Origin of the sequence: Mitsuaria sp. GD03876, assembly GCF_029840635.1 — a bacterium.
GTDB lineage: Bacteria > Pseudomonadota > Gammaproteobacteria > Burkholderiales > Burkholderiaceae_C > Roseateles.
The window spans coordinates 122,867-133,704 of the sequence record NZ_JAOCCU010000015.1 but is presented as its reverse complement, the minus strand read 5'-3'; the positions used below and the strand labels follow the sequence as shown (position 1 = coordinate 133,704).

At 72.0% G+C, this 10,838-nt stretch carries 10 protein-coding genes; 6 read left to right on the top strand and 4 right to left on the bottom strand.

Annotated elements, in window-relative coordinates:
• Positions 1 to 454, top strand: a 454-nt coding sequence (locus N5D62_RS11995; protein WP_279758038.1) for a DUF72 domain-containing protein, incomplete at its 5' end; no start/stop codon positions are given.
• Positions 455 to 549: 95 nt separating this feature from the next.
• Here the strand turns inward: N5D62_RS11995 and N5D62_RS11990 are convergent.
• On the bottom strand, positions 550 to 870 hold the full coding sequence (locus N5D62_RS11990; protein WP_279758037.1) for a tetratricopeptide repeat protein: 321 nt from the start codon (positions 868 to 870) through the stop codon (positions 550 to 552).
• Positions 871 to 1,116: 246 nt separating this feature from the next.
• Here N5D62_RS11990 and N5D62_RS11985 point away from each other — a divergent pair, with 246 nt between their 5' ends.
• The 3 genes from N5D62_RS11985 (at position 1,117) to N5D62_RS11975 (ending at position 3,814) form a co-directional block, all read left to right on the top strand.
• Positions 1,117 to 1,788, top strand: coding sequence for a dihydrofolate reductase family protein (locus tag N5D62_RS11985; protein ID WP_279758036.1), 672 nt, complete (start codon positions 1,117 to 1,119; stop codon positions 1,786 to 1,788).
• A 149-nt stretch (positions 1,789 to 1,937) separates the two neighbouring features.
• Positions 1,938 to 2,462: a helix-turn-helix domain-containing protein gene (locus N5D62_RS11980; RefSeq protein ID WP_279758035.1), complete on the top strand. Its 525-nt coding sequence runs from the start codon at positions 1,938 to 1,940 to the stop codon at positions 2,460 to 2,462.
• 8 nt (positions 2,463 to 2,470) lie between these two features.
• The gene (locus N5D62_RS11975; RefSeq protein ID WP_279758034.1) at positions 2,471 to 3,814 is read left to right on the top strand and encodes a S41 family peptidase; all 1,344 of its coding nucleotides are present in this window, start codon (positions 2,471 to 2,473) and stop codon (positions 3,812 to 3,814) included.
• A gap of 94 nt (positions 3,815 to 3,908) precedes the next feature.
• Here N5D62_RS11975 and N5D62_RS11970 read toward each other — a convergent pair whose 3' ends face one another.
• The gene (locus N5D62_RS11970; protein ID WP_279758033.1) at positions 3,909 to 4,913 is read right to left on the bottom strand and encodes a dipeptide epimerase; all 1,005 of its coding nucleotides are present in this window, start codon (positions 4,911 to 4,913) and stop codon (positions 3,909 to 3,911) included.
• Positions 4,914 to 5,018: 105 nt separating this feature from the next.
• Positions 5,019 to 6,161, bottom strand: coding sequence for an FAD-binding oxidoreductase (locus N5D62_RS11965; RefSeq protein WP_279758032.1), 1,143 nt, complete (start codon positions 6,159 to 6,161; stop codon positions 5,019 to 5,021).
• Positions 6,162 to 6,250: 89 nt separating this feature from the next.
• Between N5D62_RS11965 and N5D62_RS11960 the strand changes: the two genes are divergently transcribed.
• Positions 6,251 to 7,615: a peptide MFS transporter gene (locus tag N5D62_RS11960; RefSeq protein ID WP_279758031.1), complete on the top strand. Its 1,365-nt coding sequence runs from the start codon at positions 6,251 to 6,253 to the stop codon at positions 7,613 to 7,615.
• Positions 7,616 to 7,688: 73 nt separating this feature from the next.
• Here the strand turns inward: N5D62_RS11960 and N5D62_RS11955 are convergent, their stop codons facing one another.
• Positions 7,689 to 8,405: an XRE family transcriptional regulator gene (locus N5D62_RS11955; protein WP_279758030.1), complete on the bottom strand. Its 717-nt coding sequence runs from the start codon at positions 8,403 to 8,405 to the stop codon at positions 7,689 to 7,691.
• 174 nt (positions 8,406 to 8,579) lie between these two features.
• On the opposite strand from N5D62_RS11955, the gene N5D62_RS11950 reads away from it, so the two are divergent.
• Entirely contained in the window at positions 8,580 to 10,835 is a 2,256-nt protein-coding gene (locus N5D62_RS11950) for a TonB-dependent receptor (RefSeq protein WP_279758029.1), read from the top strand.
• Positions 10,836 to 10,838 lie beyond the last annotated feature (3 nt).

Sequence of the window (10,838 nt, the reverse complement as noted above, 5' to 3'; positions counted from 1 at the left end):
CGGCGATCGGCTGGCCGTGCTGCTGGTGCAGCTGCCGCCGTCGCTCGCGTTCGACGCGAAGGTCGCTCGGGCCTTCTTCAAGTCGATGCGGTCCGCCTTCGACGGTGGCATCGTCTGCGAGCCTCGGCATCCAAGCTGGTTCACCGAGGTCGCCGAGACGCTGCTCGTGAGCGAGCGCATCGGCCGCGTGGCCGCGGATCCTGCCAGGCCCGCCGGCGCGGGAGAACCGGGTGGTTGGCTGGGCGAGCATGGCAACGGCCGCGGCGCCACGGTGTACTACCGCTGGCACGGCTCGCCGCGCGTGTATTGGTCCGCCTATGACGACGACTGGCTGGCCGAGCGTCGCCAGGCGCTCACGCGCTGGTCCGCCGGCACCGACCTCTGGTGCATCTTCGACAACACCGCGTCGGGCGCGGCCTCGGACGACGCGCTGCGCCTGGCCGCGATGCGCTGAGCGCCTCAGCCAGGCCCTGGCCAAACCAGTCCCGGCCGGGCCCGCCCAGTCCAGCTCGGCTGAGCTCGGCTCAGCTCGGATCAGCTCAGCACACCTCAGTTCAGCGTCACGCGCTCCGCGCGCGCGCCCACCAGCTTCTGGTAGGCCTGGAAGTGCCACATCGACGCCACCGGCTCGTTCAGCTGCTCGTACAGCACGCCCAGGCGGTAATGCGCGTCGGCCAGGTCGTTGTCCAGCGCCAGCGCCTGTTCGTAGGCCTCGAGCGCTTCGGTGACGCGGCCCGTCGCGTCCAGCAGCGACGCCCGGTAGTAATGCAGCATGCCGGCGTCGATGCCGGAGAACGCATCCTCGCCGGCGGCACCAGTCGCCGCGGAGGGGGTGGACGAAGGGGTTTCGGTGGAGAGGATCGGGTTCATGGTCGGAGGAGGAAAGTGGGAGGAGGAAGTCGTTGGACCAGACCTTATCCGCGACGCCGATGCGACTCTGCCGGAACGCTCCACACGCGCTTGTAGGACAAGAAGCCATCCCCGACATCCCGTCGATCGCGCGCTCGATGTCGACGCGTGTCGAAAACCGGCGGCGTCGTCCGTCGTGGTGATGAGGCAGGCAATCGCCGCCCGCGAACCACCACCGATCCGATCCCTTCCCTTCAGGAGTTCCCCATGAGAAAGCTCATCGCATCCACCTTCGTCTCCCTGGACGGCGTCATGCAGGCGCCCGGCGGCCCGGAGGAGGATCCGTCCAGCAACTTCGCCCACGGCGGCTGGACCTTCCCGTTCTGGGACGACTCGGAGCCGGAGTCGATGGACGGCTTCGACGGCAAGGACCGCGAGCTGCTGCTGGGCCGCCGGACCTACGAGATCTTCGAGGGCTACTGGCCCTACCAGTCGGCCGACGACCCGATCGCCAAGCAGTTCAACGCCACGCGCAAGCACGTGGCCTCGCGCACGCTGAAGGAGCCGCTCGAGTGGAACAACGCGACGCTGCTGAAGGGCGATGTCGCCGAGGCGGTCGCGGCGCTCAAGCGCACGCCGGGCCCCGACCTGCAGATCATCGGCAGCGGCAACCTGATCCAGACGCTGTGGGCGGCCGGGCTGATCGACGAGTTCCATGTCTGGACCTTCCCGGTCGTGCTCGGCAACGGCACGCGGCTGTTCGAGACCGGCGCGAAGGCCGGCACGCTGAAGCTGGTGAAGACCCGCAGCTCGGCCACCGGCGTGGTGATGAACACCTACGTGCCGGCCGGCGAGGTCAAGGTCGGCACCTTCGCGCAGACCGAGCCCAGCGCCAAGGAACTGGCGCGCCGCGAAAGGCTGGCGCGCGGGGAGCGCTGAGCGGCCTCCGCCGCTCACCGCGACTGGTCGGCCGTCCGCCTCAACCGGACGGCTGTTCCTCAGCATCGATCACCCCAATGCGGACCTCCGATCCCGGCGGTCCGCATTACTTTTGACCACATATAACAGCGCTTATACATTCCGCCTCCATGGCACTTCAAACGGCAACCCTCGGGACGCTGCTGCGGCATCTGCTGGAGCTGTTGGACCGCGACGTGGAGGCGGCGTATGCCGCCTCGTCGATCCATTGGCGGCCTCGCTACACGCCGGTCCTGCGCGCGCTGCGCCGCACCGGGCCGGCCTCGATCCGGCAGCTGTCGCAGGAGATCGGCATCACCCATTCCGCCGTCAGCCAGACCGTGTCGCAGATGGCCACCGACGGCTGGGTCGAGCTGCGGCCCGGCCAGGACGCGCGCGAGCGCATCGTCGAGCCGACGCCGGCGCTGGCCGAGATCGTCCCCGCGCTCGAGCGCCAATGGGCCGCCACCAACGCCGCCGCCGACCAGCTCGACGCCGAGCTCTCCGCCCCGCTGTCGCGCATCGCCGCCGAGGCGATCGAGGCCCTCACCCGCCAACCGTTCCACGACCGCATCGCGAAGGCGGCCCGCCGGCCCGCCCCTCGCGCTGCCCGCGCTTCCTCCACCTCTCCACGCAAAGGCTCGACGACGCCATGACCCCGTCCGTGACACTGAACGCCCTCGCCCTCTCGCTCGCGCTGTCGGGCCTCGCCACCAGCGCCCTCGCGCAGGCCGCGCCGCCGCCCGCCGAGGCGCGCGCCATGCCGGCGCTCAGCGCCGCGCAGCGCGACGCCGTCGTCGACGCCGTCAAGGCGGCCTACCGCAAGTCCTATGTCTTCCCCGACAAGGTGCCCGCGATCCTCGCGCGCCTCGACGCCTCGCAGAAGGCCGGCCGCTACAAGGCCGCCGATCCCAACGAGCTCGCCAACCTGCTCAGCACCGACCTGCGCGAGGCCAGCCATGACGGCCACGCCTACCTGCAGTACGACCCGCGCCGCTTCGCCGCGGCGAGCGAACCCGGCCAGGGCGAGCCGAACGCGCCGGCGACCGACCTGGACCGCGCCATGGCGCTGCGCACCAACCACGGCCTGACCGAGACCCGCCTGATGCCCGGCAACGTGCGCTACCTGCGCGTCGATTCCTTCCAGTGGGTCGCCGACGACACCGGCCGCGCCTACGACGACGCGATGCGTTTCCTGAAGGGCGGCGACGCGGTCATCGTCGACCTGCGCGGCAACGGCGGCGGCGCGTCCGAGGCGGTGCAGTACCTCGTCAGCCACTTCCTGAAGCCCGGCACGCTGGAGATCACCTTCCTGGAAGCCGGCCGCGAGCCGATCCAGACGCGGGTGCTTGACCACCTGCCCGCGGGCCGCATGGTCGGCAAGCCGCTGTACGTGCTGACGGACCGCGGCAGCGCCTCGGCCGCCGAGTCCTTCGCCTACGACGTCCAGCAGTTCCGCATCGGCACCCTCGTCGGCGCGACGACGGCCGGCGCGGCCAACAACAACACGTTGGTGCCGGTGGCGCCCGGCTTCATGCTGAGCGTGTCGACCGGCCGCCCGGTGCATCCGGTCAGCGGCACCAACTGGGAAGGCGCCGGCGTGAAGCCGGACCTGGAGGTCAAGCCCGCCGGTGCGCTCGCCCTGGCCCACCTGAAGGCGCTGGAAGCGCTGAAGGCGTCCACGAAGGACGAGGAGCGCCTGACCGACCTCGCCTGGGCGATCACCGACGCCGAAGCCGCCGTCCGCCCGGTCACGCCGCCGGCGACGCTGTTGAGCGCCGCGCCCGGCAGCTACGGCAAGTACGTGGTGACGGCCGACGCGGGCGGCCTGTGGATCGCGCGGCCCGGCCATCCGATGTGGCCGGAACCGCGCCGCCTCAAGCCGCTGACCGCCGACGGCCTGTTCGCCGTCGACGGCATCGACGTGCTGCACGTCGGCTTCAAGCCGAACGCGATCGAGCTCGCCTGGAAGGGCGAGCCCGCGCCGCGCGCGATCCCGCGCCTGTGATCGGGCACGGGGTGGCCGGGCCTCGTCGGCCTGGGCCACCTCGCGAGGCCGCGCCGCCTCACGCAGCACCGCGGCCGCGCGAGGCGCGTCGGTCTCACGCGGAGCCGGTGCCGCCCCAGACCTCGACCGGGCAGTCGATCGTCCCGGCGGCGTAGCGCACGCCGGGCACGCAGTCCCGCACGAGGATGGTCGGACCGTCCAGGTCCACCACGTCGCAGCGCTGCGCCAGCACCATCGCCGGCGCCATCGCCAGGCTGGTGCCGCCCATGTTCCCCACCATCACGCCCAGGCCCAGCTCCCGCGCGCGTCGCGCCATCAGCAGGCCCTCGGTCAGCCCGCCGCACTTGTCGAGCTTGATGTTGAGCAGGTCGAATCGACCGCCCAGCGTCTCCAGCTCATCGAGGTGCAGGCAGCTCTCATCGGCGGCGGTCGGCATCGGGAAGTCGACGAGGTCCATGTCGGCCTCCCGCCCGCGGGCGAAGGGCTGCTCCACCAGGCTGACGTCGCAGGCGACCAGCACCGGCAGCAGCGGCTCGATCGTCGCCGGGGTGAAGCCCTGATTGGCGTCGACGCCGATCCACGCGTCCGGGCGCGCCGCGCGCACGGCGCGCACGCGGGCGATGTCGGCCTCGGTCTCGCCGGTCAGCTTGAGCTTGAGCGCGCGCGCGACGCCGAAGGCCTTCGCGGCGTCGGCCATCGCGCCGGGATCGCCGGCGCCCAGCGTGAAGGTCGTCGTCAGCGGCCGCGGCGGCGATCCTCCCGCCAAGGCCCAGACCGGCTGGTCGCGCCGCAGCGCCTCCAGCTCCCACAGCGCGCAGTCGAGCGCGTTGCGCGCCCCGCCCGGCGGCAGCAACTGCCGCAACGCGGCGCGGTCAATGCCTGCCTCGATGACGTCGCGGACCGCCTCCAATCGCGCCGGCATGTCGGCGGGACGGTCCTGCAGGTAATAGACACCGGCCGCTTCGCCGCGGCCTTCGTTCGGCCCCTCGCGCAGGCTCACCCGCAGCGTGGGCATCTCGGTGAAACGGTAGCCGGAGATGACGAAGGGCTCGCGCAGCGCGAGCGATTCGACGTGAAAGGAAAGTTGAAAACGAGGCATGGCGTCAAACAGTCAGGTCGTGCGGCGGTCAGGCAGCGAAGCAACCACCGGGTACGGGACCCGGTGATCGGGTGATCGGGTGATCGGGGGCGGAGACGCCCGATGTCAAGCGGTGCGAAAGCGAGTTGGAGAAAGGTCCCGCGCCAGCACGCCGCAGGCGGCGATGTCGTCGGGCAGGTCCAGGCCGCGGGCCAGCGCCGCGGCGGCGCGCCCCAGGGCCGGCGCGGTCTGGATGCCGTAGCCGCCCTGCCCCGCGCACCAGAAGAATCCCGGCGCCGCCGGGTCGAAGCCGACCACCGGCGTCCGGTCCGGGCTGAACACCCGCAACCCGGCCCACTGGTGCCGCACCCGCGCGACCCGGCGGCCGCTCAGCGTCTCGAAGCGGTCGACGGCGATCGCCACGTCCAGCTCCTCCGGTTGCGCGTCGCAGGGCGGGCTCGGCGTCTCATCCGCCGGCGAGATCAGCAGCAGGCCCGCGTCGGGCTTGAAGTAGTGGCTCTCGTCGATCGCGATCACCGCCGGCCAGGCGCCGGCATCGAGGCCCTCTGGCACATCGATCAGCGCGGCGGTGCGGCGCAGCGGCCGCAGCGCCAGCGGCACGAGGCCCGCCAGGTGCGCGACCTCGTCCGCCCAGGCGCCCGCGGCGTTGACGACCCGCGGCGCCCGCCAGACGGCGCCCCCGGCGCGGGCGAGCCACTCGTCGCCGTCGCGGCGGAGTTCACACAGCCCGGCGCCCAGGTGCAGCGTCGCGCCCGCCGCCTTGGCCTGGCGAAGGAAACCCTGGTGCAGCGCGTCGACATCGATGTCGGCCGACGACGCGTCGACCAACGCCCCGTCGACCAGTTCCCGCCGCAGGATCGGCAGGCGGTCGACGACGCCGCCGGCATCGAGCTCGACCGTCTGCAGCCGCACGTCGGCGTCGCGCCGGAACTCCTCGGCGATCGCGCCCTGCCCGGCGCCGACCAGGTACAGCGTCTCCCGCGCCCGCAGCAACGGCACCGGCGCGAAGCCCGCCGGCGGCGCATCGAAGAACGTCCGGCTGGCGCGCGTCAGCCCCCGCACCGGCGCGTTGCCGTACAGCGCGGAGTACAGCGCCGCGGACCGGCCGGTGGTGTGATACCCCGCGTGCGCCTCCGCCTCCAGCACGGCCACCGTCATGTGCGGCGCCAGGTGGGCGGCGATCGACGCCCCCGCCATGCCGGCCCCGATCACCAGGCAATCCACGCGGCGGCTGGTCGTGTCACTCATGGTTTCTGTCTACTTTCCAAAATGGAAAATAACTCTACCATTCGGACAACTGGATGCACAACCGTGTTTCTCGCCAAGGTGCCCCGCCGATGACCTCCGCCTCCTCTCCTTCCGCCGCGTCGTCCGTCGCTTCGTCCCACCCGGACGCGTCCACGACGGCGCCCTCGCCGATCCCGGCCGGGCCCGCCTGGTTCGGCCAGCCGCGCGGGCTGACCATCCTCTTCCTCACGGAGATGTGGGAGCGCTTCTCCTTCTACGGAATGAGCGCGCTGCTGGTCTATTACATGACCAAGCAGCTGCACTACACGCAGGCCGACGCCTCGCTGATCTACGGGCTGTACACCGGCGGCGTGTTCCTGACGCCGATCGCCGGCGGCTACCTGGCCGACCGGTGGCTGGGCCGGCGCGCGGCGATCGTGATCGGCGGCAGCCTGATGGCGCTGGGGCATTTCGCGCTGAGCTGGGAGGCGCTGTTCTATCCGGCGCTGGTGCTGATCGCGCTGGGCAACGGGCTGTTCCTGCCGAACCTGCCGAGCCAGGTCGGCGACCTGTACGCCGAGGACGACCCGCGCCGCGGCGGCGCCTACAACGTCTACTACGTCGGCGTGAACCTGGGCGGACTGCTGGCGCCGCTGGCCTGCGGCACGCTGGGCGAGGCGTATGGCTGGCACTGGGGCTTCGGCGCCGCCGGCGTCGGGATGTGCCTGGGGCTGGCGATCTACCTGCTGGGCGGGCGGCACCTGCCCGAGGACCGGCATCGCCGGGTCGCCGCGCCGGCGGGACCGGCCGGCGGCGCGGGACACCGGCCGAGGCTCTCGGCCATCGTGCTGCCGCTGGCGCTGGTGGCGCTGGCGGTGATGCTGTTCCGCAGCGCCTACGCGCACAGCGGCAACACGCTGGCGCTCTGGGCCGACACGCAGGTCGACCTGCGCGCCTTCGGCATGACGATCCCGGTGACCTGGGTGCAGTCGCTCAATCCGCTGTTCGTCTTCCTGTTCACGCCGCTGCTGGTGCGGGCGTGGAAACGCGCGGCGGTGCGGGGCCGGGAGCCGGCGCCGCTGCGGAAGATGGCGCTCGGTGCCGCGGGCGTGGCGGCGGCTTACCTGATGCTGGCGGGGATCGCGGCCACGTCGGGCGGCAAGCCGGTGGCCGGCGGCTGGCTGGTGGTGTTCTTCGCGGTCTACACGCTGGCGGAGCTCTACATCCTGCCGGTGGGGCTGGGGCTGTTCGCGCGGCTGGCGCCGAAGGACATGGGCGCCACCGTCATCGCGGCGTGGTTCCTGGCGGCCTTCGCGGGGAACCTGCTGTCCGGCGTCGTGGGGCGCGCATGGGAGGCGCTCGGGCCGGTGGGGTTCTTCACGCTGCTGGCGGGGATCGCCGCGGCCGCCGCGGTGGCGCTGATGGCGTTGGGGCCGATGCTGGGCAAGGTGGAGAACGCCGAGCCGAAGGGTTGATCGAGGAGACCGGCTCGGCTCGGGAGACCCTCACCCCGGCCCTCTCCCGCGGTGCGGGAGAGGGGGCAAGGCCTCAGCGCTTGGCGCCGCGCGCCTTCCCGGAAGCAGCCTTCGCGGCCTTGGGGGCCGGCGCGGGCGCCTGCAGCCGCTTGGACGCGTCGATGAAATGCTGGCTGAAGCCGTCGAGCCCGCCGCTGCCGCGCGGCGCGCAGGTCGCCAGCAGGCGGCACGGGCCATCCGCCGCCTTCAGGTAGGCGTGCCCCATCTCGCTGTCGAAGTAGATCGAATCCCCGGTGCGCAGCAGCACCGGCGCGTACAGCTCGCAGTGGAAGGCGACCTCGCCCTCGAGCACATACGCGAACTCCTCGCCCGGATGGCGGATCAGGTCGCCGAACTCGGCCTTGAATTCCTCCAGCGTCCGCGCCCGCACCTCGGCGATCAGCGGCGTGAAGCGCTTGTTCAGCAGCTCGGTCGCGAGGTAGCGCTGCTGGTAGCTCTGCGTCGCCACCTCCTGCCCCTCGCCCGCGCGCTGCACGATGCGCCGCCCGCCGCCGCCCGGCACGGCCCGCGCGCCGGGCGCGTCGGCCAGCAGCTCGGCCATGTCCACGCCCAGCGCCCGGCTCAGCAGCATCAGCTTGTCGTAGGACAGCGACACGTTGCCTTTTTCCAGTTTGGAAAGCGTCGAGACCGCCATGCCGGTCCGCCCGCTCACGTCGCTGAGCGTCAGGCCCAGGCGGCGTCGCACGTTGCGGATGTGTTCGCCGGGAAGGTTCGAGTCGTTGGCAGCCATGGTCGGGAGAAGCGGACGGTGCGGCGATCTTAGCTCGGCGCCCCTGGCCAACCAGCGCGTTCTCCCGAGGTTGAAGCTTCGCGCCAAACCATCTAAGGTTTCCACCAATACGAAATCTTTTTCCAAATTGGAAACTTGCGCCCACAACTTCGCTCGCCTCGCCAGGAGTCCCTGATGAACGCCTCCCCCCGTGCCCGCCGCCGCGTCCTGACGCCGCGACGCTTCGCCCTCGCGCCGTTGCTGCTGCCCTGCCTCGCGGTGCTGCACGGCCAACCCGCGTGGAGCCAGGCCGCGCCGGCCGCCCCGGCCCCGGCAGCTTCCGACGGCGAACGCGCCGCGCCCCGGGCCGAGAAGCTGGAGGTGGTGACCGTCACCGCGACCCGCCGCCGCGAGCCGCTGCGCGACGTGCCGCTGCGCGTGGAGACGATCAGCACCGAGGGCCTGGAGCGCTCCGGCGCCGGCTCGCTGGTGGACTACGTCGGCAGCCTGCCCGGCGTGGACGTCGGCAGCGACGGCGGTCCCGGCCGCGGCCAGGTCAGCATCCGCGGCGTCAACGTCGGCAGCGCCGGCATCCCGACCGTCGGCACCTACATCGACGAAGTGGCCTTCGGCTCCAGCACCGCCTTCGTCGGCGCCGCCGTCGCGGCGCTGGACATGTCGCTGCTGGACCTGCACCACATCGAGCTGCTGCGCGGCCCGCAAGGCACGCTGTACGGCGCCGGCGCGATGGGCGGCCTGCTGAAGTACGTCACCAACGAACCCGACAGCCACGAGTTCTCCGGCAAGCTCGGCCTGGGCGTGCGCGGCGCCAAGGGCGGCGCGCTCGGCCACACCGAGAACGCGGTGCTCAACGTGCCGCTGAGCGCCGGCGTCGCCGGGCTGCGGATCGCCGCCTTCAACGACCACGACGGCGGCTACGTCAAGGCCGTCGGCCGCGCCGCCGGCGACCACGTCAACGCCGGCGACACCCGCGGCGGCCGCGTCGCGCTGCTGCTGGAGCCGACCTCCAAGGTCAAGGTGCGGCTGTCCGCGCTGGACCAGAAGATCGAACGCGACGGCACCGACGTCATCCAGTACGACGTCGCCACCGGCCGGCCGATCCACGGCGACCTGACGCACCAGCTCTCCGCCAGCGAGCCCTACAGCATCCGCACCCGCCAGCTCTCGGCCGACGTGGAGGTCGAGCTGGGCTGGGCGCGCCTGAACGCGATCGCCTCGAGCCAGCGCTTCGAGGGCGACACGCTGCTGGACGCGACCGACATCGTCGGGGGCGGCGCGGCGGGCTTCGACTTCGCGCAGCTCGACAACCGCAGCCGGCTGCGCAAGCAGACGCAGGAACTGCGCCTGACCTCGGCGCGCGGCACCGTGGAATGGCTGGTCGGCCTCTACCACAACAAGGAACGCGGCAAGTACAACCAGCGCCTCTCGGGCCAGGCCGGCGGCGATCCGGCCGCGCTCGACCTGCGTGTCGCGCAGCCGTCGAACTACGAGGAGAACGCCGTCTACGGCGACGTCACCTACAACCCGAGTTCGGCGCTGTCGTTCACGCTGGGCGCCCGGCTCTCGCGCAACAAGCAGCGCTACCAGACCTTCACCAACGACGCCCCCGACTTCGCCGAGCCGGCGACGTCCAAGGACCGCGCCAACACCTACCTGGCCACGGCCCGCTACTCGCTGGACAAGACCAGCAGCGTCTACCTGCGCGCGGCCAGCGGCTACCGCGCCGGCGGCCCGAACCCGGCGGCGATCGACGAGAACGGCCAGGTCGTGCCCGGCGCGCCGACCTCGTTCAAGTCGGACTCGCTGTGGAGCTACGAGGCCGGCTACAAGGCCGACCTGCTGAACCGGCGCCTGTCGCTGGAGGCCGCCGTCTTCGACATCCGCTGGAGCAAGCTGCAGCAGCCGATCCCGGTCGGCGCGACCACGCTGATGGGCAACGCCGGCAAGGCCGAGGTCAAGGGCCTGGAACTGGCGGCGCGCTACGCGCTGGACGACCAGTGGCGCCTGGACGGCAGCCTGGCCTGGACCGACGGCAAGCTCAAGGAGGACGCGCCCGCGCTGGGCCCGTCGGGCTCGCGGCTGCCCAACTCGGCCAAGCTGTCGGTGTCGGTGGGCGCGCGCTACGCCTTCTCGCTGGCCGGCCTGCCGTCCTACGCCGGGCTGCAGGTCCGCCACGTCGGCAAGCGCAACGCCGGCTACGACGCCGTGAACACCTCCATCCCCAACTTCGGCATGCCGGCCTACACGCTGGTCGACGCACAGTGGGGGCTGGACTTCGGCGCCTGGCAGCTCGCCGCCTTCGTGCGCAACCTGACCGACAAGCGGGCGATCCTGGGCGCGGACACCGCGCTCACCGCCTTCGGCGGCCCGCTGCGCGCCACGCCGGCCCATCCCCGCACCGTCGGCGCCACGCTGACCTACAACTTCTGAAAC